This window comes from Flavobacterium daejeonense DSM 17708, assembly GCF_000425425.1.
Taxonomy (GTDB): Bacteria; Bacteroidota; Bacteroidia; order Flavobacteriales; family Flavobacteriaceae; genus Flavobacterium; species Flavobacterium daejeonense.
In genome coordinates this window covers 139163-163328 of the sequence record NZ_KE384374.1, presented here as the reverse complement: position 1 = coordinate 163328, position 24166 = coordinate 139163, and the positions used below count along the sequence as shown (strand labels likewise).

Below are 24166 nucleotides of genomic sequence, written 5' to 3'. Positions count from 1 at the left end.
ATTTTATACTGGCATCTAAAAGAGATAAATTATTTGATATGAGATATTTAACAACTTTTAGTTTAAAATCTAAACTAAAAACTGTTTTAGTCTTATTGATTTTTAAACCTAAAATTCCTTTGGATTTGTATAATCCAACCCATCTTCTAAGAAGCGAATGATCTATACCAACTTCTTTCGAAATAGCACCATAAGAACGATGATCATTAGTGTGCTTTAAAACTTGTTCAAGTTTGAATTCTGATGAAAATTTTCTTTTTTCTCTCATAAAAAATGCCCCAAATAGTGTCTAACTTTTTGGGGCATGTTCATAAATTAATTTTTATCAGGGTTTTTCTTTTTTACAATAATTCCGCAGACATTGAATTGTATTTAATCTGATGTTCAATAAAAATTAATTGAATTTCCGAAAAAGATAAATCAGCATTTTCAATAGAAATAAGACTGTTTTTTTCTTCTGTTTTAAAATTCAAAATGGCATTGGGACTTAAATTTAACAAATCATGAGTAACCCAAAACTTTTGATAGATAGAGTTCAAATCTGTATTAAATAAATAATTCTTAATTTTTGAATTCATTTTTTTTAAGTATTAAATCATCTTAATTATTCCCAACCTCCGCCAAGAGCACGATACAATTCAACATTAGACACCAATCGGTCCTTTTTAATGGTTGCTAATTCAAGTTCGGCTGACAAAAGATTTCCCTGAGCCACAATAACTTCAAGATAAGTAGCCATTCCGCTCTTAAAAAGCATATCAGCATTTCCGATGGTTTTTTGAAGTTTGGCTACTCGTTCTTTTGCAATATCATATTGCTCTTCCTGTTTCTTAATTTTTGCCAGCGCATCTGATACTTCCTGAACAGCCACTAAAACAGTTTGCTTAAACTGTAATATAGCCTGTTCTCTTTGTACTTTAGCCACTTCATATTGCGTTCTTAATTTTTTGCTGTTAAAAATCGGAGCTGTTATCCCTCCTGTCACTGTTCCAAATAAGGATGCCGGAATGTTGAACCATTTATCTAATTCAAATGAATTAACACCAGTTACTGCCGTAATGTTTAACGCAGGATACAAACTGGCTTTTGTAATTCCCACCTTTGCATTAGCCATTGTAACTCCGAGCTCCGCACTTTTTACATCCGGTCTTTTTTCTAACAATTGCGAAGGAATTCCCGCCGAAAGATTTTCTTTGACAAGGATTTTGTTCAACTGACTTTCTCTTTCTTTTTTATCAGGAAAACTTCCGGACAGGACACTTAATGCATTTTCCTGAATCTCTATGTTTTGCTCTAATTTTGGAATCAGCTGAGCCGCAACTAATCTTTGAGCTTCAGTTTGATCTTTTGCCAAAGAACTTAACTGACCTGATTCAAATTGCAGACTAACAATAAACAATGTACTGTCGTTTAAAACCAAAGTCTTTTTAGCAATTTCAAGTTGTGCATCAAGCATTAATAAATCATAAAAACCTTTAGAAACCGTAGCAACGATAGTTGTTTGTAAAGCTTTTTTAGCTTCGGCAGTTTGCATGAATTCAGCTAAGGCATTTTTCTTTTGATTTTTGATTTTTCCCCAAATATCCGCTTCCCAAGACAAATCAAGACCAACAGCATAATCTTCCAAATGTTTTTGACCTAAAAATTGTCCAGTACTAATACCATTTAAACTATTGTCAGAAAGGCGGTTAGTGACTACTTTCGAATAAGCGTTCAATTGCGGAAAATTACCCAATCTGGATTGCTTAAATTTCAAATTGGCAATAGCAATATTTTTTTCGGCAATTTGCAAATCATTATTTTTTGCTACAGCAACATCTATAAGCTTAACCAAATCAGGTTCTTCAAAAAAGGATTTCCAATTGACAGCTGCTGTATTTAGAGTATCATTTCCTTCTTGATTCCTGAAATTTTCAGGAAGTACCTCCTTTGGAACTTCAATATCCTTCGAAACCTTGCAGGATAGTATTGTGATTGTCAAAATAGCGACCATCGCAATTTTAGTTATATATTTTTTCATCTTAAATTGTCATTAATTTTCTGTACAATTATCTTTTGTGCTTTCCAAATATTTAGCAGTCTTGTACGATAAACAGGCTACACCAAAAATAATTACAAGTAGCACCGTCGTTATAAAATTTTCCATTACTTATTTTTGTTCGTTATGAATTACTGCTATTGGCTTTCCAGTAATTCTTTCTTGTAAATATTGAAATACGATGAATAAAACCGGGATAATTAATAAGCCCAGAATTACCCCTGACACCATTCCTCCTGCTGCGCCAATACTAATGGAATGATTCCCCTGAGCCGATGGTCCTGTGGCACTCATCATCGGAACTAGTCCGGCAACAAAGGCTAAAGAAGTCATTATAATTGGTCGCAAACGTAGTTTGGCTGCATCCATGGATGCTTTTACTAATGCCTGACCGGATTTTCGTTTTTGAACTGCAAATTCTACAATCAGAATCGCATTTTTAGCAAGCAGTCCAATAAGCATTACCAATGCTACCTGTACGTAAATATTGTTTTCAATACCTATTAAACCAATAGCTGCAAATACCCCAAATATTCCGGCCGGAATAGAAAATATAACTGCTAATGGCAGAATGTAACTTTCATATTGTGCAGCAAGTAAAAAGTAAATGAATATCAGACACAATAAGAAAATCGTTGCCGACTGTCCTCCGGATGAAATCTCTTCCCGGGTTTGTCCTGAAAATTCATATGCATAACCCGCTGGCAATTGTTGTGCTGCTACTTCTTCGATGGCTTTAATCGCGTCACCGGAACTAAATCCCGGAGCCGGAATTGCATTTATCGAAATTGAGTTAAACAAATTGTATCTCGAAGCAGTTTCAGAACCATAAATTCTACTTAGTTTAACCAAAGTATTGATAGGAACCATTTCGCCACGATTATTTTTCACAAAAACACGATCTATAGAGGAAGGATCAGCTCTGTCATCAATATCAGCTTGAACCACCACTCGGTAATATTTACCAAAACGGTTAAAATCAGATGCCTGAGCACTACCAAAATAAGCCTGCATGGTTTGCAAAATGTCTTTTACTTTCACTCCCAATTGATCCGCTTTTTCATCATTAATATCCAATTGTAATTGTGGATAATCGGCTTTGAAAGAGGTAAAGGCAACTGCAACTTCAGGACGTTTCATCAATTCTCCAATGAAATTTTGAGAGATTCCGCTAAACTTATCTAATTTACCCCCTGTTTTATCTTGTAACACTAAGTCAAGAGCTTCCACATTACTAAACCCTGGAACAGTTGGAAAACTAAACACAAAGAAACTACCCCCTGAAATTGAAGCTAATTTACCACGAACCTGATTCATGATTTCGTCAATGTTTTTCACTTCACCACGTTCTTCATTTGGTTTCAATAAAACAAAAACAACTGCAGAGGAAGGGCTTGTAGAATTCGTCAATAAATTGAAACCAGAAACCGAGGTAACATCTCTTGAAGCATCCAGACTACTTAATATTTCTTCTGCCTGTGTCATTACTTTTTGAGTTTGATCTAATGAGGTTCCCGATGGTGTGTTTACCGAAATAGCAATAAAACCCTGATCTTCGGTTGGAATAAATCCTGAAGGTGTAGTTTTAACCATTATAATTGTGATAATAGTAATTAATGCTAAACCACCTAAACTCAGCCATTTTCTACGAATAAGGAATTTTAAACCGCCCACATAACGATTGGTTAACGAATTAAAACTGCTGTTGAAAGCATTAAAAAATTTCTCTTTAAATCCTTTTTTCTGATATGGAACATCATCACCTTGTACTGTATGATTATCTTTTAAGAATAAAGCGGCCAAGGCAGGACTTAAAGTCAATGCATTAACTGCCGAAATTACAATAGCAATAGCCATCGTGAATGCAAACTGACGGTAAAAAACTCCGGTAGAACCTTCCATAAAACCAACTGGCAGAAACACCGCAGCCATTACTAACGTGATCGAAATAATAGCACCTGTAATTTCATGCATCGCCTCGTGTGTCGCTATTTTAGGAGACAAATGTTTGTGTTCCATTTTGGCATGTACCGCTTCAACCACCACAATGGCATCATCGACCACAATACCAATAGCCAGGATTAAAGCGAATAAGGTTAATAAATTAATCGAGAATCCGAATAATTGCATGAAAAAGAAGGTCCCTAATATGGCTACCGGAACAGCTATGGCCGGAATTAAAGTAGATCTAAAATCCTGTAAGAAGATAAATACTACGATAAATACCAAAATAAAAGCTTCTATTAAGGTGTGTTTTACCTGATCAATCGATTGATCCAGTGAAACTTTCGTACTATAAAAAATATTCTTTTTGATGCCTTTAGGAAAGTCTTTAGAGGCTTTATCCATCAATTTATTAATAGCCACCTGAATATCATTGGAATTAGAACCCGCTAATTGAATTACACCAATTACGATTCCTTTTTTACCATTCAAACGTGTTATACTATTATAAGAATAAGCTCCAAGTTCTACTCTGGCAACATCTTTTAAACGAAGTATTGATCCGTCTTCATTAGAACGGATGGCAATATTTTGATAGTCTTCCGGTTTAGTAAGTTTTCCTTTGTATTTAATTACATATTCGAAAACTTCTTTGCTCCGTTCTCCAAATTTACCCGGAGCGGCTTCCAAGCTTTTATCCTGGATAGCAGCCATCACTTCATTTGGCGTTACATTATGAGTTGCCATTTGTGTCGGATTCAGCCAAACACGCATCGAATAATCTTTTACACCTCCAAAAATAGTAGCAGAACCAACTCCAGGAATACGCTTAATTTCCGGAATAATATTAATCTGAGCATAATTGGCAACAAAAGTCTGATCGTATTTGGATTCATCATCGGTATACATACCAATGGCCATGATAAAACTATTTTGTTGTTTGGCGGTGATAACACCTTGTTGCACTACTTCGGCAGGTAATTGACTGGTTGCTTGCGCTACTCTATTTTGAACATTTACGGCAGCCTGATCAGCATCAGTACCTAATTTAAAGAAAACCGTAATTGCCAGAGTTCCATCATTACTCGCAGTAGAACTCATGTAAGTCATGTTTTCCACTCCATTTATAGATTCTTCGAGTGATGGTGCTACGGAACGTAAAACTGTTTCGGCATTTGCTCCCGGATACACTGCCGTTACTAAAACCGAGGGAGGTGCAATATCAGGAAACTGTTGTAAAGGCAATTTTGTAAGTCCAAGCACACCCAAAATCACCAATAAAACGGAGATAACAGTTGCCAGTACAGGTCTTTGTATAAATATTTTGAACATTTGTAAAAATTATTTTTTATTAATGATTTGAGCTACTTCTTTAGTTGCTTTTTGAGGTTGAATTACTTGTCCTTCCTGAAGTTTGTCTATTCCGCTTAAAACAATTTGATCACCATATTTAATACCATCACTAATAAGATAGTTAGTGTCACTTTTACCAACAATGGTTAAAGGCATTTTGCTTACTTTATTTTCTTTATTTACTGTGAAAACAAATACTTTATCCTGCATTTCAATCGTAGCAGATTGAGGAACGAGTATTACATTATTATGATTGATTCCTAAACGAATTTTTCCTGTATTTCCGGAACGAAGTGTTCCATTTGCATTTGGAAAAGTCGCTCTCAAAGTAATGGCTCCCGTTGTTTTATCAAACTGACCGTCCACCATATCTATTTTTCCTGATTTGCTAAAAGGATTATTATCCGCTAGAATCAAAGTAACAGGAGGCAGATTCTTAATTTTGTCTCCAATTGTATTTCCGGCATATTGAGATTTGAATTTGATAAAATCAGTTTCGCTTAATGAAAAATAAACAAAAACTTCGTGTACATCTGAAAGTGTTGTTAAAGGTTCAATATCAGTGGCTGAAACTAAACTTCCTTGCTTTTTTGGTAATCTACCTATGTAACCACTAACCGGAGCTTTTACAGTAGTATATCCTAAATTAATTCTGGCCGATTCTACCATTGCCTTTGCCTGTTCAATATTTGCAGCAGCAATTTTTTGAGAAGCTTTAGCCGTCTTTAACTGATAATCAGAAACTACTTTGTTCTGTACCAATGGTTTTAGTTTATCAACTTCCAACTGAGCATTGATTGAAGCTGCTTCTGCAGCATGTAAATTTGCCAAAGCATTGTTTAACTGCTCACGAAAAGGACGCTCGTTTATTTTAAACAAAGTCTGACCTTTAGTCACATAAGCACCTTCGTCTACTAAAACACGTTCCAGATTTCCGCTTACCTGAGGACGAATCTCAACATCTACAGCCCCTTGAATAGAAGCAGGATATTCGGTTTCAGTAGTTACACTTTCTTTAATAATACTTAAAACGGGGAATTGTGGTGCGGGTGGTGTCGGTGGGGCAGCATTTTTATCTGCACAACTGATAAAAAATATTGCGATTACGAATAGAAAAGTAACTTTTTTCATAAAAGAGATTTGATTTAATTTGATTTTTGTGATTGTTTTTGGAATAATCATTTCAGAATTCATGCTGCATTTAGTTTAATTAGTATTTGAAAAGAAATATTAATTCTGAAATAAACGTTTCAGAATCAAAGCTGTAATTTAAAAAATTCATTCTTATTGCACTTAAATTTCTGAAATAAACGTTCCAGAAACAACGTTAAAAAAAGGATTATTTAAATATATTTTTTATCAGAACTTCTGACATTTTTTTTATTTTGATTGGATTTTGATGAAGAATATATGCTTGCTTCCAGCCAGTAAAAGAATTAACAATATATTCAGCCATAATTTCAGCACTTTCAGAAGCATCCATTTCCCCGGCATCCATTGCTTTTTGTACTATTGACTTTAAAAAATCAATATACACTTCATTGTTTTTGCTCATTTGCTTTCTCACTTGACAATCATCAGGAGCTATCTCAAAAATGGTTTTCATACCTAAACAACCCTTATCACAGGATACAATCCAGTCAGCTTTATCGGTAATCAAATTTATCAAAGCTTCTTTAGCAGAAGAATATTTTGAAACTTTTTCCTTAACTTCCATCATGGCATTATCGAAATAATTGCCAATGCATTTCATGAACAACTGGTGCTTATCGCCAATGGTATTGTATAAACTACTTCTGTTGATTTGCATAGCATCCACTAAGTCCTGAATTGAAGTAGCATTATATCCTTTTTCCCAAAAGACATTCATTGCTTTTTCAATTTTCTCAACTTCGTTAAATTCTACACAGCGTGCCATTAGATTTAATTTACGTCTGCAAATATACAACTATTTTTGAAACGCTTATTCCAAAAAGAAAAAATTTTGCAAAAAATAAAAAAACTACATCCAGAAAAAATTCTTCTTTACTAAAATTCATTCCGGATGTAATCCATCTTAAAAACTAAAAAACAGGTATATATAATAAAGGAAAATATTCAGTAAAACATCTTTGATTTGGATAAAACATTTTAAAGCGTAGCAGCTCCTCCGTCTAATAACAATTCTCCTCCTATCATAAATTTAGAATCATCAGACGCTAGATACAAAAATCCTGCAGCCATTTCTTCCGAAGAACCTAAACGCTTGGCTGGAATTCCGGAAGCGAGATGATTTTTAGTTCCATTAGCTTCTTCTTCAGAAGCTCCGCTTCTTGAGAAAATTGGTGTATCAATCGGCCCGGGAGAAAGTACATTAACACGGATGTTTCTGTCTAACAATTCTGCTGATAAGGTTCTGGCTAAAGAACGAACCGCAGCTTTTGATGCGGAATAAGCTGCTGTAGTGGCAAAACCTTTATGCGCAACTGTAGAAGCCGTAATAATAACTGAACTTCCGTCATTTAAGTAAGGCAAAGCTTTTTGAATACTGAAGAAAACTCCCTTGAAATTAATATCACTGGTTTGGTCAAACATCTCTTCTGTGTATTCTGTCAATGGAGCGGCAATAAAAACTCCGGCATTTACAACTAAAACATCAATTTTTCCGAACGTATCATTCACTGTCTTGTAAGTTCTGTCAATATTATTGATATCCGAAACATCACTTACAAATCCAATAGAAGCATTTCCGATTTCAAAAACGGCTTCATCAATTGTAGTTTTGTTTCTTCCAGTGATTGCCACTTTTGCTCCCTCTTCTGCAAATAATTTAGCTGTTGCTAAACCAATTCCACTGTTTCCTCCTGTTACTACTGTAACTTTATTTTGTAATTTTTTCATTGTTTTTCAATTTTATAATTTAATTATTTTAAGTATTTAAATATCTAAATATTTCGATGTTTTTAATTAAAAAAAAGGCTAAAAGCCTAAACGGGCAATATAACGGCTATATGCCTCACAAATTTCTCTATTGATGGTAAATTTCAAATTACGTCCTTCTTTTTCAGCTACCAATAATTCAGCTTCAACTAATTGTTTCAAATGATGAGACATCGTGGATTGAGCCAAATTAAAACATTCTGAAACTTCACAACATTGCATAAAATCTTTACGTTTACTAATCATATCCATAATTTGCAATCGATAAGGATCTCCTAATGCCTTAGAGATTTTTTCTACTTGTTTACTATTCAACTCGGTAATCATGCTGCAAATGTAAAAAAACATTTTAACATATCGAAATATTTCGATACAATATTTTAAATTTGCAGTACCATAAATTAATCTCCCTTAATTTTATATCCAAAATCTCCTTAAAAAAGAAAGCTTATGCAGCTATTATATTCTTACATAAAAACTCACAAAACACTTTTATACATTGCCTTATTTTTAGCTGCAATTAACCAGTGTTTTTCATTATTTGATTCAATCATTATCGGTAAATTGCTTAACGAATGTGGTGTTGGTGTTGCTAATTTCAATCACAACCAAAATAATTTTATCAAGACCGTTTTGGGCTGGCTGGCATTATCGCTTGGAGCAGCAATGGTTTCCCGAATTGCTAAAAATTTTCAGGATTATTTTACCAATATCATCATCCAAAGAACTGGTGCTCAAATGTACACCGACGGCATTCAAAAAGCTTTACAATTACCGTTTCAGGATTTTGAAGACCAACGCAGCGGAGAAACTTTGGGCAAACTACAAAAAGTAAAAATTGATTGCGAAAAATTCATCACGCTCTCTATTTCCCTGATTTTTCAATCAATAGTCGGGATTGTCTTTGTAATTGTTTACGCGGTGAGCATCCATTGGCTTTTAGGACCAATTTTCCTGATAACTGTTCCGGTAATTGCGTTTGTAAGTTCGTTTTTAGGCAAAAAAATTAAAAAAGTTTCCAGAGAAATTTTAGGTGAAACAACCGCTTTAGCAGGTACCACAACCGAATCCTTACGCAATATCGAATTGGTTAAAAGCCTTGGTTTAACTGATCAGGAAATTAACCGATTGAATGCAACTACGATTAAAATTTTGGGACTTGAACTTAAAAAAGTGCGTTTTATTCGTTCATTAAGTTTTATCCAAGGTACAACTGTTCATTTTATGCGAACCTGTCTGGTTTTTGCCTTGTATCTATTTATTTTTAAAGACATAATCAAACCCGGCGATTTGATTACGCTGATGTTCTTTTCTTTTTTCTTGTTCAACCCTTTGCAGGAATTAGGAAATGTAATTGCAACTTTTAATGAAACCAAAGCATCGATGGATAATTTTGCCGATTTGATGAATGCTAAAATCGAGAAAACACCAAAAAAACCAAAAACAATTGGCGACATCAATCATTTAAGTTTTCAAAATGTAAGTTTCAAACACAAAACCGCCAAAGGTTATGCGGTAAAAGATATTTCTTTTGAAGCTGAAATAGGCGAAACCATTGCTTTTGTAGGTCCTTCCGGAAGCGGAAAAACCACTTTGGTTAAAATGTTGGTAGGTTTATACACTCCCGCAGAAGGTGCTATTTTTTATAATGAAAAAAATTCTAAAGAAATTGACATTACTGAATTGAGACAACAATTGGGCTTTGTAACTCAGGACGCTCAATTATTTTCAGGAACTATAAAAGACAATTTACTTTTTGTAAAACCTAATGCAACCGATGAAGAAATCAATGATGTTTTACAAAAATCGGCCTGTCAAAATTTATTAAAACGAGCCGAAAACGGAATTTATACCACCATTGGCGAAGGAGGAATCAAAGTTTCGGGAGGTGAAAAACAGCGTTTATCCATAGCGAGAGCGCTATTAAGAAATCCGCATTTATTACTTTTTGACGAAGCAACTTCAGCTTTGGATTCCATTACCGAAGAAGAAATCACCAAAACCATTCGAAGTATTTCATCCAAAAAAGACCAAATTACGGTTTTAATTGCGCACCGTTTATCGACAATTATGCACGCCGATAAAATCTTTGTTTTAGAACAGGGACAAATTATCGAACAAGGAAAACACGACGATTTATTAAACGAAAAAGGACTGTATTACGCCATGTGGAGACAGCAAATTGGAGAAAGAAAATAATTCAGATTAAGCTCAGATTAAGCCTCGACTACATTAGTCAATGCATTAAAATGTTTACGCATTTTATTCAGTTTTCGTTTTTTCACCACATAAGTTTGCGAAAAAGTATCATGCCAGCCTCTTGGAAATTCTTTCAAAAAGCTAAAAGCATCAATCGGAATAAAACGGCAACAACTACGAATAAAAAAAGCTTTTTTAGAAGGTTTAGTACCGTCAGCATTCACCACAATGGTATGTGTGATTAATTTAGCAATGGTACGGGAAAAATAAACTTCTGTAAAATAATAATACAAAAAAGCCACAACAACGGCATAAAACCCAATTTCAAACATGGAGAGGTTTTCTACCCAATTCGATAATTCGAAATTATTAGCCGACAAAGCCACCAAAATAATCGTAGTTCCCAAACTCAAAACAATGATGTAAATAAACATCAAATCAATACAAAGATTAAGAAAACGCTGAAACTGGCTTGCGTATAATTCTTCTGTTATTGTAAATTCTCCACTTTTCATGACTATAAGTTTTAGCGTTACAAAAAGAATCTTTCAACAATATTAACCTACTCAAATTTAATGAATTATACTCAAAAAAAGAATCAAACCGAATTTAAATATTTGATATTCAACAAAAAAACAGCCACCGTAATGATGGCTGTTTTAAACTATTTTGAATTAATAATTAAATCTTATTAAGATCCACACATTTCACAATCCTCAGGACCACCTGCCTGTGCTTTTAGAATCATGGCTTTGTATTCGTTGATATCAATAGAATCCGTTTTTACTTCTTCATTAGCAGTAGTCGGTTCTTCTTTTTTATCATTATTCAAAGTAAACTTAATCGCATCTACAGCCGATTTCGTTCTTAAATAATACATACCTGTTTTCAATCCGGATTGCCAAGCATAGAAATGCATCGAAGTTAATTTAGCATAATTAGCATCCTGCATAAACAAGTTCAATGATTGTGACTGGTCAATAAAATACCCTCTTTGACGGGACATATCGATAATGTCTTTCATCGACATTTCCCAAACCGTTTTGTACAATTCTTTCAAATCCTGTGGGATTTCAGGAATATTTTGGACAGAGCCATTATGACGCATGATTTCCTGTTTCAAACTTTCAGTCCACAAGCCGCGTTCTACCAAATCATGTAATAAATGTTTGTTTACCACGATAAACTCTCCTGATAATACACGACGGGTATATATATTTGAAGTATAAGGTTCGAATGCTTCGTTGTTTCCTAAAATTTGAGAAGTAGAAGCAGTAGGCATTGGCGCTACTAATAAAGAGTTACGCACACCGTGTTCCATCACTTCTTTTCTTAACGAAGCCCAATCCCAACGACCTGACAATTCTTCGTCTTTTAATCCCCATAAATTATGTTGGAATTCTCCTTGTGAAATTGGAGAACCTTCATAAGTAGAATATGGCCCTTCTTCTTTTGCCATTTCCATAGAAGCAGTAACAGCTGCGAAGTATAAAGTTTCAAAAATTTCCTGATTTAATTTCTTAGCCGCATCGCTTGTAAACGGCATACGCAACATGATGAAAGTATCAGCTAATCCCTGAACTCCTAAACCTACCGGACGGTGACGCAAGTTAGAATTTTCAGCTTCCGGAACCGGATAATAGTTTCTGTCAATTACTTTATTTAAGTTTCGAGTAACACGCTTGGTAACGTTATATAAAGCTTCGTGATTGAATGCTCCATTTTCAACAAACATTGGTAATGAAAGTGAAGCCAGGTTACAAACCGCAATTTCATCTTTAGAAGTGTACTCCATAATTTCGGTACACAAGTTAGAAGAACGAATTACTCCTAAATTCTTTTGATTTGATTTACGATTAACAGAATCTTTATACAACATGTATGGCGTTCCGGTCTCGATTTGAGATTCCAAAATTTTCTCCCATAACTCACGCGCTCTGATGGTTTTTCTACCCTTTCCTTGGTTTTCGTAACTAGTATATAAGGCTTCAAATTCTTCTCCGTAAACGTCATACAATCCAGGACATTCGTTAGGACACATCAAAGTCCATGCTCCATCTTCCTGAACACGTTTCATAAATAAATCCGAAGTCCACATGGCAAAGAATAAATCTCTCGCACGCATTTCTTCTTTTCCGGTATTCTTTTTCAAATCTAAAAATTCGAAAATATCCGCATGCCAGGTTTCGATATAAATTGCGAAACTACCTTTACGTTTTCCACCACCCTGATCTACATAACGAGCAGTATCATTAAATACTCTCAACATTGGCACAATTCCGTTTGAAGTTCCGTTTGTTCCACGGATATAAGAACCGGTTGCACGAACATTATGAATAGAAAGACCAATTCCTCCCGCTGATTGCGAAATTTTGGCTGTTTGTTTTAAAGTATCGTAAATACCATCAATACTGTCATCCTGCATTGCCAAAAGGAAACAAGAAGACATTTGTGGTTTTGGTGTCCCTGCGTTGAATAAAGTTGGAGTTGCATGTGTAAAGAACTTTTTAGACATCAAGTCGTAAGTTTCTAAAACTGCCTGCAAATCGTCTAAGTGAATCCCAACAGAAACACGCATTAACATATGTTGTGGTCTTTCAACAATTTTACCGTTTATTTTTAACAAATAAGAACGCTCTAATGTTTTGAAACCAAAATAATCGTAATTAAAATCTCTGTTATAAATAATATGAGAATCTAAAAACTCTGAATTTTCCTGAATTACCTTGAAAACCTCATCAGAAATCAAAGGTGCTTTTTGTCCATTTCTTGGATTTACATAATGATACATTTCAGTCATTGTCTCTGAAAATGACTTTTTAGTATTCGAATGTAAGTTTGAAATAGCAATTCTGGCCGCTAACAAAGCATAATCCGGATGCGCAATGGTCATCGAAGCCGCAGTCTCAGCTGCCAAATTATCTAACTCTGACGTAGAAACCCCATCATATAATCCTTCGATTACTCTCATTGCCACTTTTACGGCATCCACTAAATCATTTAAACCATAGCAAAGTTTTTTAATTCTTTCTGTGATTTTGTCGAACATTACTGGCTCTTTGTGGCCGTCTCTTTTTACTACGTACATAAGTTTTGGGTTTTAGTAAAACAGAAAATCCCTTCTCCGTTTCAGGTTATTTGTAATCTTTATTTTGCACTTTAGGCACTAAAGTAAGCACTTTAGGTATTTTTAAATTCATTCCGGCAGAAATTACCGGAACGAATTATTTATTTTTTTTAGAAATCAGCGTCGAAAGAAATTTCCTGACCATCAGAATCATTAGCTTTTCCACTATTTAAAACTCCTGCTTTTTGATATTCAGATACTTTTTTCTCAAAGAAATTAGTTTTCCCCTGAAGCGAAATCATATCCATAAAATCGAAAGGATTGGCAGTATTGTAAACTCTTTCACAACCTAATTCTACCAATAATCTGTCGGTAACAAACTCTAAATATTGCGTCATCAAACCAGCGTTCATACCAATCAAACTCACCGGAAGCGACTCTGTGATAAATTCTCTTTCGATATCTAAAGCGTTTACGATAATTTCTTTGATTCTTTCTTTAGGAACTTTATTCACTAAATGATGGTTGTGTAAATGCACCGCAAAATCACAGTGAACTCCTTCGTCACGGGAAATTAATTCGTTAGAAAACGTTAATCCCGGCATCAAACCACGTTTTTTCAACCAGTAAATAGAACAGAAAGCACCAGAGAAGAAAATCCCTTCCACAGCAGCAAATGCAATCAATCTTTCCGCAAAAGAATCGGATTCAATCCATTTTAAAGCCCAATCGGCTTTTTTTCTGATCGCAGGAAAAACTTCTAATGCATTGAACAATTCGTCTTTTTCTTTTTCGTCTTTTACATACGTATCAATCAAAAGCGAATAAGTCTCACTATGAATGTTTTCCATCATAATTTGAAACCCATAGAAGAATTTTGCTTCCGGATATTGCACTTCGTTCACAAAGTTTTCCGCTAAGTTTTCGTTTACAATTCCGTCCGAAGCAGCAAAAAATGCTAAAATATGTTTGATAAAATATTTCTCATCTGAATTTAACTTATTGTTCCAATCGTGTAAGTCCTGAGACAAATCAATCTCTTCTGCAGTCCAAAAACTTGCCTCCATTTTTTTATACCATTCCCAGATATCATGGTGTTTAATTGGAAAAATTACGAAACGATTTTTATTCTCTTGTAAAATTGGTTCAATTTTCGACATTGTTATTTTATTTTTAATGAGATTTAAGGATAGTTTTTTGCTTTTTGAAGCATTACAAAGATTGTGAAATATTGCGGCAATTAAAAGCCAAACTTATCCACAATAAGAGCTAGTTTTTAACAAAGACAGAAAAGACATTCAAATTGGTTAAAAAAAACAACCCTTTAAAAATCAATCATTTAAAAACCCGAAAACGTTATAAACCGCCATAAAATATAGGATTTAAAAAATAGCAAACAAGAAAAAAATAGTTTATTTTGACTTCACTTTTTTCCACTCGCGAGCGACTTCTTCGAGCTCCGAATACCAGTCTTCACCAAACCTTCTAACCAAAGCTTCTTTGACAAATTTATACACCGGAACTTCTAATTCTTTCCCCAAAGTACAGGCATCATCACAAATATCCCATTTATCATAATTCACAGCCGCAAATTCGGTAAAATCTTTTACTCTTATTGGATACAAATGACAGGAAACCGGTTTTTTCCAATCAATAACCCCTTGATTGTAAGCTTGCTCAATACCGCAAAGCGCCGTTTTACCATCAAAAATCACATAAGCACAATCCTTATTGTCGATTAAAGTAGTTTCTAAATCTCCATCAGTACCTTTCACCCAGGTTCCCTGTGCTTCGATAGCCGCAATCCCTTCTTTTCGCAAAAAAGGTTTTACTTTAGGATAAATTTCTTCCAAAATCTTAATCTCTTCTTCATTCAATGGTGCTCCGGCATCTCCATCAATACAGCAAGCCCCGTGACAAGCTGACAAATTACACACAAATTCCTTTTCTAAAATATCCTCAGAAACTATTGTTTTTCCTAATTGAAACATAACTTTTAAACACTTTCATTACAGACTACAAAGGTAATCAATCTCTCTCTAACAAAAGAAGGATAATTCAACCGTTAGAACAATATTTGCTCCGCTAAAAAAATACGTCATAAAAGATTAATTTAATTTTGCATTTAGTTATATTTAAATCAATTAACAATACCTGCCAAATTAATTTTCAAAAACAACAAAAAATATGCTTTTAATAAACCTAAAAGAAATTATCACCGTAGGAATGGTTCTTTTCGCCGTAATCGATATTGTAGGTTCCATTCCAATCATTGTAGATCTTAGAAAAAAACACGGACATATTGATTCTGAAAAAGCTGCATTAGTAGCAGGAATCATAATGCTGGTTTTCCTTTTTATAGGTGAAGATTTTCTAAGTATAATAGGCATTGACGTACACTCATTTGCAGTAGCAGGATCTTTTGTGCTCTTTTTTATTGCTTTAGAAATGATACTTGGCATCCGCATTTACCGAGACGAAGAAGCCAACTCAGCATCCATCGTTCCACTTGCTTTTCCGTTGATAGCCGGAGCCGGAACCATGACCACTTTACTTTCTTTACGCTCGCAATACCATACAATAAATATAGTAATAGCCATCATTCTCAACATTATTTTAGTTTATATTGTATTAAAATCTTCTTCCAAAATTGAAAAGATGTTAGGAAAAAACGGACTTGGAGTAGTCAGAAAAGCATTTGGAGTAGTACTTCTGGCTATAGCTGTTAAATTATTTGCTTCTAATGTTAAAGGACTGTTCATCTAAACGTTTTTTTTATAATTTTACCCCAATAATTTAGCCTGTAAAAACAATCTGGAATCCAGAGTAAAGAATTTCTTTCTTTCTTAAACAGATTTTTTTAATTACATGTCAAAATAAATATCATGAAAATTTTTACTAACATCTTAGTGTTTCTGGCCGCAGCACTTGTCATCTTCAACATTACTCAATTAGATTTCAGCAATCTATTCGGAGGAGATAACGCAGTAGCTTTTATTGGAATTGCCGCTTCTTGTTGCGCCATCCTGATTCTAATCATTTTTAGAATGTCGAAAAGAATTGAAGACAAAATGAACGACAAACTATAATTTATGTTTGACGTATTAATTATAGGTGGTGGCGTTTCAGGGGTATCGTGTGCTTTAGTACTTGGCTCTGCCAAAGACAAAAAATTCATGTCTGATAAAAAAATCGGTATTTTTTCACATCAAAAATCCTCCTCACTTCAGGATGCGCTGTTTAATAATGCTTACGGGATTCCCGCTGGCAAACTGGGTTCAGAAATACTTAACGAAAGTATCGAGCATTTAAACCAAAGTTACCCGCACATTATACAAATTCACAACGAAAAGGTAGTGCGTATAGAAGGTAAAGCACCAAATTTTAATGTTATTACCAATAAAAACAGCTACAAAACAAAAGCTATTGTAATCGGTATTGGTTCAGCAAATACATTTGCCATTGAAGGACTGATGCAATATGTTATCCCACATCAAAAAGCGTTGCCTGAAAAAGAACGCATCCAATTAAAAAACACTGATCATCTGGTTACCGAAGGCATTTATGTAATCGGAACTTTAGCCGGATGGAGAAGTCAACTAGCCATTGCCGCCGGAAGTGGTGCTGCCGTTGCCACTGATATTCTTACTTTATGGAATAACGGCGTACAAACTCACTCTCACGACAGTATTCGATAAAAATTAAACCATTAAGGGATTAAGGAAATTTAACTTTGAAGCTTAATAAACTTAATCCTATAATGGTTTTAAAAATTTATGTTTATTTTTTACTTTACCGAAACTATCTCTGTTACTTTAATATGTTTCTCTGAACCCATTTTCCAGATTTCTCCTTTTAAGGTTACCTCTTCGCCTTCTTTCAATGATTTATAATTTTGAGGTCCGCCAACATTCACAATGCTGATTGTAGCCCAATAAATTTCGTTTTTAGCCGTCTTCACTTTTGCCGTAAAACCATCTTTATCATTCTTAACAGATTCCACTTTTCCTGAAACTGTATTTTTATCTTTCACAGCAGCACAAGAAAGAAAAACAGCCATCAAACCCGTTAGAAAACCAATCGCAATCTTTTTCATAATTATAAATTTATTATTTTTTTAACCCGTTGGGTGAAATTAGTTTTTAATGATAATTTTTCGTCAGTTCGAGTGATTTTCTCCCGAAGCCTCGGGAAGAAAATCGTATCGAGAACAAGAAAAATTTCATTAAAAACGGTTCTCGTCCCGATAGCTACCGGGTTATTTTTTATTTAAAACCTTTTTGATCATCACATCTTCTTTTAACACAATGTCATAATAGGCTTTTTCGCCATACAATTGCCTTGCAAATTCTGCATTTAAATAGCGTTTTACAACTGCCTTACTTTTCTCCAACTGAATTCCGGACACATGTTTTGAGAGAAACCCATTAAAAACATCAAAATATTCATCTGTGGCATTCATTTTCCTCAAAAATTGTTCAAAAGAAAGTCCTTTAAAAGCAGCTCCTTTCTTATCCAATTGTTCAAAAACAAAATTCCCCAAAATTCCGGATTCCATTAAAAAAACGGTAGCTTCATCGGCATTTTCAAATTCGAGCGGCACAAAAATATCCGGAACAATTCCGCCACCGCCATACACAACCCTGCCTTTTGGTGTTTTAAATTTCAAACTGTCATCCACTTTAATACTATCTTTCTCATACAGCTCTCCGTTTTTAAAACGCAACTCCGATTCTTTAAAATACTGTTCCGCACCTTTAACATAAGGCTTTTGAATCGATCTTCCTGTAGGCGTATAATAACGGGCTACGGTCAATCGCACCGCCGATCCGTCCTCAAAATCCATTTCGCGCTGCACTAAACCTTTCCCAAAAGAACGTCGGCCAACAATAGTTCCCCGATCATTATCCTGGATAGCTCCCGCCAAAATTTCACTGGCCGAAGCCGTATTTTCATTAATTAAAACGGTTATTTTCCCTGTTTCAAAATCGCCTTTTTCGGTGGCATAGGTTTTATCGATTTTCCCTCTTTTATTCTTAGTAAAAACAATCAGCTTTTTATTCGACAACAACTCATCGGCAATCGCAATAGCTTCTTCCATATAACCGCCACCATTATCGCGCAAATCGATAATCAGGGATTTCGCGCCCAATTTTTTCAATCGGGTCAAATTGGTTTTAAACTCTTTATACGTAGTTTCGGAAAATCGATTGATTTTAATATATGCCGTAGCAGGATTCAGCATCAACCCAATATCGACGCTTTTTAACGGAATAACTCCTCTCCTGATTGTAAAATTTATTTTCTTTTTTTCTGATTTCCTGTAAACAGTAAGCACCACCCGAGAACCTTCTTCTCCTTTAAATTTAGCAAACAATGAATCTGCAGGCAGTTTTCGTCCAAATAACTTTGCGCCGTCTGCATATAAAATTCGGTCTCCTGATTTAATTCCTGCATTCGCCGAAGGACCATTTTCCATTGGCTCTACCACCGCAACCGTATCTTTATAGACATAAAACCGAACTCCGATACCCACAAAATCACCTTTCATGTTCTCGGCAACTTCTGCCTGTTCACTTGCCGGAATATAAACAGAATGCGGATCGAGCTGCGCCAGAATATTATCGACGGTTTTATTAACAATCGAATCGGTATTCAATTCATCAACATATTCATTATTGATAAAATCGATTAATTGATTAAGTTTAGCCTTAGAACCTTTATTATTTGAAAACTGATTTTGATTCGAGAAATCCAAAAATCCGCCTATTAGTATTCCAATAGAAAGGATAATACTAACATAAACGGGAATGTATTTGTAATTTATTTTCATTAATCCTCTGAATCAGGAATATGTTCGATAATCACTCCTGCCTTTTTCAAAAACTGAATTCCGGAATCATCGCGATAACCGTTTTGATAGACCACTCTTTTTATTCCGGATTGATGAATCAATTTACTACATTCTTTACAAGGAGAAAGCGTAATATACAGAGTCGCTCCTTCACAGGATTGTGTAGAGCGGGCTACTTTTAGAATTGCATTAGCTTCGGCATGCAACACATCCCAACGGGTCAATCCTTCGTCGTCTTCGCAACAATTATCAAATCCGGTTGGCGTTCCATTATATCCATCCGAAATAATCATTCGGTCTTTTACAATAATGGCTCCAACCTGCTTACGTTTACAATAAGATAATTGCCCCCATTCTTTGGCTATGCGCAAATAAGCCTTATCGTATTTATTTAATTTTTTTTCTTCCATAATCTATCGTAACCAAATTTCATTACCTAAAATAATTGGCAAAACTACTCCAATAATAAATGCCGACATCACTAAAGTCCAATCTCTTTTTGAAAATCTAAAAACAGTCTGAACAATATAAGCCAAAATTAAAACTACTAAAACAACAACTAATTGCCCCGCTTCGATTCCTAAAGCCGATTCTAAAATCGCCAACAATTTTGAAGTTGAAGTTCCGTGATGTATTTTTTTAAAATAATTTAAAAACCCTAAACCATGAATAATCCCAAAGAAAAGCGTCACAAAGAAAACCAGATTGATACTTTCCTTTTTTCCCGATTTCCCGGCCGTAAAAAGATGAAACAAAGCCACAATTAAAATAGTTATCGGAATAAGCAATTCAACCACAGCCACTTTTACCGTAATAATTCCGTACAATGTTAGCAACAAAGCAATGGTATGCCCTAACGTGAAAGAAGTTACCAATATTAAAATTCGTTTCCAGTCTTTGAATGCTAACGGTATTACAAGTGCAATTAAAAACAGAATATGATCGTAGGAATAGATATTTAAAATATGTTTTAATCCTAATTGAAAATAGATTAAAAATTGGGACATCATAGGTATTATATATTGATAAGGGATGTAAACTTACGATTAATTTTGAAACTCCTCAATTCAATCAGTTAATTCCTTATGAATAATTTCCTGCCGTACTGTATTTACCTTAAATAATTTCACAAAAGAAAATTAATAATTTAAAAATTGAATTATATTTGCCGAATAAAAAAATACAATAATTATGTCATTTTCAGATTTATTTGATAGCGAATTTAAACAAAGAAATAAGGGGCATTTTTCTGCGATTGTTCGTGTTGCTTTAGCTGATGGTATTGTTTCAAACGAAGAGAAAAGCTTCTTGGACAAATTAGCTACAAAACTTGAAATTTCAACTTCAGAATATGAGGAAATTTTAGAAAACCCAACAATCCACCCAATCAATCCTCCTTATTTATATTCTCAAAGACTGGAGCGTCTATACGATTTAGCCAGAATGGTTCACGTTGACCATCAATTAGGAGACAAACAGGAAACACTTTTGAAAAAAATTGCTATTGGTTTAGGATTCACTCCAAGTAATGTGAATTACATCATTGGAAAAGCTTTGTCATTAGTAGATAAAAAAGTAGATTTTGACACTTTTGCTTACGAAATGCAAAACATGCACAAATAATCAGACTATTTTTAGATATACAAAAAAAGCTCTTGAAAAAATCAAGAGCTTTTTTTATTGGTAAAAAATTACATTATTTTTTTGACGCATTAAGCATAAATTCTTCCGCCTTAGCCACCATATTGTAACTTCCGCAGAAAAACGACACGCGTTCGTGCAATTCTTTCGGTTTAATCTCCATAATTCTTCCAAAACCATCTGAGGCTTTTCCTCCGGCCTGTTCAGCAATAAACGCCATCGGATTACATTCATAAAGCAATCGCAATTTCCCTTTAGGCGCTTTAGAACTTGTTGGATAAATATAAATTCCTCCTTTAATCATATTTCGGTGAATATCCGAAACCAAACTTCCTATGTATCTGGAAGTATAAGGACGATCTCCTTCTTCGGCCTGACAATATTTGATATAATCTTTCACTCCCTGCGGAAACTGAAAATAATGTCCTTCGTTGATAGAATAAATATGTCCGTCAGGAGCAAATTTCATATTTGGATGTGAAAGGTAAAAAGTACCAATAGCCGGATTTAAAGTAAAACCATTAACGCCGTCACCTGTAGTATAAACCAGCATGGTTGATGTTCCGTAAATCACATAGCCTGCGGCTACCTGCATGGTTCCCGGTTGTAGAAAATCTTCCAGAGTTACCGGAGTCCCTATTGGAGTGATTCTTCGATACACCGAAAAAACAGTTCCCACCGAAACATTTACATCAATATTGGAAGATCCGTCCAAAGGATCCATCAAAACCACATATTTATTTTTATGCCCTTTATCTTTACCTTCAACGGTAATAAATTCATCATTTTCCTCGGAAGCAATTCCACAAACAATTTCGCGATTTTTTAAAGTCTGAATAAAAACTTCATTCGCATACACATCTAATTTTTGTTGGTCTTCACCCTGAATATTCGTTTCTCCGGCAGCTCCGGTTATATCTACTAATCCTGCTTTGTTCACTTTGTAACTTACAACTTTGGCTGCAAGACGAATGGAATTAATAATTCGGGATAATTCTCCGGATGAATACTGAAATGATTTTTGATTGTCAATAATAAATTCTCCTAAGGTGGTTGATCTTTCTTCCATTACGAAATCGATATAATTTAAATTTGAAGTAACAAATATCGTTTTTTTTGTGATAATGATTCAATAAAACTTACTTAGTTTTCCAGTATTGTATATTTGCTAATAATTTTCAGTTCCAAAGAATTTCAAAAAGCCATATTGTTAAATTTTTAAACCAAAAAATACGAATCTATGAATATTAGAGTTGGTCAAAAAGAAGATATGGCGTCCGTTCTTAAGTTAATTCAGGAATTAGCTGATTTTGAAAAAGAGCCCGATGCAGTTATCATAACTGTGGAAGATTTAATCCGAGATGGTTTTGGTGAACAACCACTATTTCACGTTTTTGTAGCCGAAACAGATTCGGACAGTAACAACAAAGAAATTGCAGGCATCGCTTTCTACTACTATCGTTATTCTACCTGGAAAGGAAAAATAATCCATCTGGAGGATTTAGTAGTAAAACACGACCGAAGAGGTCAGGGAATTGGTTATGCGCTTTATTCTGAAATTATGAAACAGGCGCAAAGAGACAACGTAAAAAGAATTGACTGGAACGTACTGGACTGGAATACTCCGGCAATTGATTTTTATGAAAAAACAGGCGCCAAAGTATTAAAAGAATGGCATGTTGCCCAAATGGATGAAGCAGGAATTGCCGATTTTATAGAAAACAGATTAAAACAATATTAGAAAAAATAAAATATGAGAGTATTTAAATTTGGTGGTGCTTCTGTTAAAGATGCTGCCGGAATCAGAAACGTGTACGACGTTTTGCAAAAAGCGGGTTATGAAGATGTTTTGTTAGTAGTTTCGGCGATGGGAAAAACTACTAATGCCTTAGAATTAGTCATCAAAAATTATTTTGATAAATCGGCAGAATTAAATGCATCGGTACAGGAAATCAAAAAATACCACAATCAAATTTTATTAGACTTATTCGAAGATGAAAACCATGCGGTTTTTGCTGCGGTAAACGAGCATTTTTCTGATTTAGAATATTTCTTAGCTCATAATAAATCTCCAAATTACAACTTTGTGTACGATCAAATTGTAAGTATGGGAGAAATTATCTCAACAACTATCCTGAGTCATTATATGAACTTCAGAGGTATCGATACCCAATGGATTGATGTTCGTAATTACATCAAAACCAACAACAATTACCGTGATGCCGAAGTGGATTGGGAATTGACTCAAAACAACATTTCTAAAAACATCAAAACCAAAAGTCTGAACATTACACAAGGTTTCTTAGGTTCTGACGAAAATAATTTCACTACTACTTTAGGTCGTGAAGGTTCTGATTACACTGCTGCAATTTTTGCTTATTGCTTAAATGCAGAAAGTGTTACTATCTGGAAAGACGTTCCGGGAGTTATGAATGCCGATCCAAGGTATTTTGAAAATGCGAGTTTGTTGAATCAAATTTCGTACAGAGAAGCTATCGAATTAGCTTTTTACGGAGCAACGGTAATTCACCCAAAAACTTTACAACCTTTGCAAAAAAAGGAAATTCCTTTGCACGTAAAATCATTTATCAATCCTTTATTAAAAGGAACTGTGGTAAGCAAAGGAGCAACTCTTGAACCATTCATGCCTTGTTTTATTGTAAAGAGAGATCAGTTATTGATTTCGCTTTCTTCTATCGATTTTTCATTCATCATGGAGGAAAACATCAGCGAAATTTTTGGTTTGTTCCACGAATTCAAAATCAAAGTGAATTTGATTCAAAACTCTGCCATCAGTTTCTCTGTTTGCGTTGAGGACAAGTTTGGTAGCTTCAAAGACTTATTGGCTATTTTGTCTAAAAAATTCAAAGTAGGTTATAACGAAAATGTAACTTTGTACACTATCAGACATTTTAATGGCGCTGCTGCTCAAACTGTTAGCGAAGGAAAAACAGTTCTCCTAAAACAATTAGGAACTGAAACCATGCAAATTGTAACTAAAGAATAATTTTCTTAAAATTCTATAGTAAAAACACTGTTGTTTAGTAATTAACAACAGTGTTTTTTGTTTTTATAAAACCAGTATCTTTTCAAACATCTGGAAATAATTACTTAATAGTTTGATAATTAACAAAGGCTGTCTCCCTAATTT

24 protein-coding genes are annotated in these 24166 nt (G+C 34.5%); 7 read left to right on the top strand and 17 right to left on the bottom strand.

The window, feature by feature from the left end; translation table 11 throughout:
• From H599_RS0118465 to H599_RS0118425, 8 genes are all read right to left on the bottom strand, one after another.
• Window positions 1–268, bottom strand: a 268-nt coding sequence (locus H599_RS0118465) for a transposase (protein ID WP_026715465.1), incomplete at its 3' end; no start/stop codon positions are given.
• 73 nt (window positions 269–341) lie between these two features.
• A complete protein-coding gene (locus H599_RS0118460; RefSeq protein ID WP_026715464.1) occupies window positions 342–578 on the bottom strand; it encodes a hypothetical protein in 237 nt (78 codons plus the stop codon).
• Window positions 579–604: 26 nt separating this feature from the next.
• The gene (locus H599_RS0118455; RefSeq protein WP_026715463.1) at window positions 605–2020 is read right to left on the bottom strand and encodes an efflux transporter outer membrane subunit; all 1416 of its coding nucleotides are present in this window, start codon (window positions 2018–2020) and stop codon (window positions 605–607) included.
• Between the two features lie 129 nt (window positions 2021–2149).
• Entirely contained in the window at window positions 2150–5314 is a 3165-nt protein-coding gene (locus tag H599_RS0118450; protein ID WP_026715462.1) for an efflux RND transporter permease subunit, read from the bottom strand.
• Window positions 5315–5323: 9 nt separating this feature from the next.
• Window positions 5324–6466 carry an efflux RND transporter periplasmic adaptor subunit gene (locus H599_RS0118445; RefSeq protein ID WP_245600574.1) on the bottom strand — a complete coding sequence of 381 codons (1143 nt, stop codon included), beginning with the start codon at window positions 6464–6466 and terminating at the stop codon, window positions 5324–5326.
• 208 nt (window positions 6467–6674) lie between these two features.
• Entirely contained in the window at window positions 6675–7253 is a 579-nt protein-coding gene (locus H599_RS0118440; RefSeq protein ID WP_026715460.1) for a TetR/AcrR family transcriptional regulator, read from the bottom strand.
• A gap of 212 nt (window positions 7254–7465) precedes the next feature.
• Window positions 7466–8215, bottom strand: coding sequence for an SDR family oxidoreductase (locus tag H599_RS0118430; protein WP_026715459.1), 750 nt, complete (start codon window positions 8213–8215; stop codon window positions 7466–7468).
• Window positions 8216–8293: 78 nt separating this feature from the next.
• Window positions 8294–8602, bottom strand: coding sequence for an ArsR/SmtB family transcription factor (locus tag H599_RS0118425; RefSeq protein WP_245600572.1), 309 nt, complete (start codon window positions 8600–8602; stop codon window positions 8294–8296).
• A gap of 102 nt (window positions 8603–8704) precedes the next feature.
• On the opposite strand from H599_RS0118425, the gene H599_RS0118420 reads away from it, so the two are divergent.
• Window positions 8705–10453, top strand: coding sequence for an ABC transporter ATP-binding protein (locus H599_RS0118420; protein ID WP_026715457.1), 1749 nt, complete (start codon window positions 8705–8707; stop codon window positions 10451–10453).
• Between the two features lie 17 nt (window positions 10454–10470).
• Here the strand turns inward: H599_RS0118420 and H599_RS0118415 are convergent, their stop codons facing one another.
• From H599_RS0118415 to H599_RS0118395, 4 genes are all read right to left on the bottom strand, one after another.
• The gene (locus H599_RS0118415) at window positions 10471–10968 is read right to left on the bottom strand and encodes an RDD family protein (RefSeq protein ID WP_026715456.1); all 498 of its coding nucleotides are present in this window, start codon (window positions 10966–10968) and stop codon (window positions 10471–10473) included.
• Window positions 10969–11144: 176 nt separating this feature from the next.
• Window positions 11145–13541: a ribonucleoside-diphosphate reductase subunit alpha gene (locus H599_RS0118405; protein WP_026715455.1), complete on the bottom strand. Its 2397-nt coding sequence runs from the start codon at window positions 13539–13541 to the stop codon at window positions 11145–11147.
• A 149-nt stretch (window positions 13542–13690) separates the two neighbouring features.
• Entirely contained in the window at window positions 13691–14680 is a 990-nt protein-coding gene (locus tag H599_RS0118400; protein WP_026715454.1) for a ribonucleotide-diphosphate reductase subunit beta, read from the bottom strand.
• 252 nt (window positions 14681–14932) lie between these two features.
• Window positions 14933–15511, bottom strand: a complete 579-nt coding sequence (locus H599_RS0118395; protein WP_026715453.1) for a DUF3109 family protein — start codon at window positions 15509–15511, stop codon at window positions 14933–14935.
• 196 nt (window positions 15512–15707) lie between these two features.
• Here H599_RS0118395 and H599_RS0118390 point away from each other — a divergent pair, with 196 nt between their 5' ends.
• The 3 genes from H599_RS0118390 to H599_RS0118380 all read left to right on the top strand — a co-directional run bounded on the left by H599_RS0118390 (window position 15708) and on the right by H599_RS0118380 (window position 17218).
• Window positions 15708–16286, top strand: coding sequence for a MarC family protein (locus H599_RS0118390; protein WP_026715452.1), 579 nt, complete (start codon window positions 15708–15710; stop codon window positions 16284–16286).
• A gap of 119 nt (window positions 16287–16405) precedes the next feature.
• Window positions 16406–16609, top strand: coding sequence for a hypothetical protein (locus H599_RS0118385; protein WP_026715451.1), 204 nt, complete (start codon window positions 16406–16408; stop codon window positions 16607–16609).
• A gap of 3 nt (window positions 16610–16612) precedes the next feature.
• Entirely contained in the window at window positions 16613–17218 is a 606-nt protein-coding gene (locus H599_RS0118380; protein WP_026715450.1) for an FAD-dependent oxidoreductase, read from the top strand.
• Window positions 17219–17307: 89 nt separating this feature from the next.
• On the opposite strand, the gene H599_RS0118375 is transcribed toward H599_RS0118380, so the two are convergent.
• The 4 genes from H599_RS0118375 to H599_RS0118360 all read right to left on the bottom strand — a co-directional run bounded on the left by H599_RS0118375 (window position 17308) and on the right by H599_RS0118360 (window position 20381).
• Window positions 17308–17616: a hypothetical protein gene (locus H599_RS0118375; protein ID WP_026715449.1), complete on the bottom strand. Its 309-nt coding sequence runs from the start codon at window positions 17614–17616 to the stop codon at window positions 17308–17310.
• Between the two features lie 162 nt (window positions 17617–17778).
• Window positions 17779–19353: a S41 family peptidase gene (locus H599_RS0118370; protein ID WP_026715448.1), complete on the bottom strand. Its 1575-nt coding sequence runs from the start codon at window positions 19351–19353 to the stop codon at window positions 17779–17781.
• Window positions 19353–19784, bottom strand: a complete 432-nt coding sequence (locus H599_RS0118365) for a deoxycytidylate deaminase (RefSeq protein WP_026715447.1) — start codon at window positions 19782–19784, stop codon at window positions 19353–19355. Before H599_RS0118365 ends, H599_RS0118370 begins: the two co-directional genes overlap by 1 nt.
• Window positions 19785–19787: 3 nt before the next feature.
• Window positions 19788–20381 (bottom strand): HupE/UreJ family protein, encoded by a 594-nt coding sequence (locus H599_RS0118360; RefSeq protein WP_026715446.1) that lies wholly within the window; start codon window positions 20379–20381, stop codon window positions 19788–19790.
• 184 nt (window positions 20382–20565) lie between these two features.
• Here H599_RS0118360 and H599_RS0118355 point away from each other — a divergent pair, with 184 nt between their 5' ends.
• Window positions 20566–20997 carry a tellurite resistance TerB family protein gene (locus H599_RS0118355; protein WP_026715445.1) on the top strand — a complete coding sequence of 144 codons (432 nt, stop codon included), beginning with the start codon at window positions 20566–20568 and terminating at the stop codon, window positions 20995–20997.
• Window positions 20998–21070: 73 nt separating this feature from the next.
• Here the strand turns inward: H599_RS0118355 and fbp are convergent, their stop codons facing one another.
• Window positions 21071–22084 carry a class 1 fructose-bisphosphatase gene (gene fbp / locus H599_RS0118350; RefSeq protein WP_026715444.1) on the bottom strand — a complete coding sequence of 338 codons (1014 nt, stop codon included), beginning with the start codon at window positions 22082–22084 and terminating at the stop codon, window positions 21071–21073.
• A 171-nt stretch (window positions 22085–22255) separates the two neighbouring features.
• Here fbp and H599_RS0118345 point away from each other — a divergent pair, with 171 nt between their 5' ends.
• Window positions 22256–22756, top strand: coding sequence for a GNAT family N-acetyltransferase (locus H599_RS0118345; RefSeq protein WP_026715443.1), 501 nt, complete (start codon window positions 22256–22258; stop codon window positions 22754–22756).
• Between the two features lie 12 nt (window positions 22757–22768).
• Entirely contained in the window at window positions 22769–24022 is a 1254-nt protein-coding gene (locus H599_RS0118340) for an aspartate kinase (protein WP_026715442.1), read from the top strand.
• The last annotated feature ends 144 nt before the right edge of the window (window positions 24023–24166 follow it).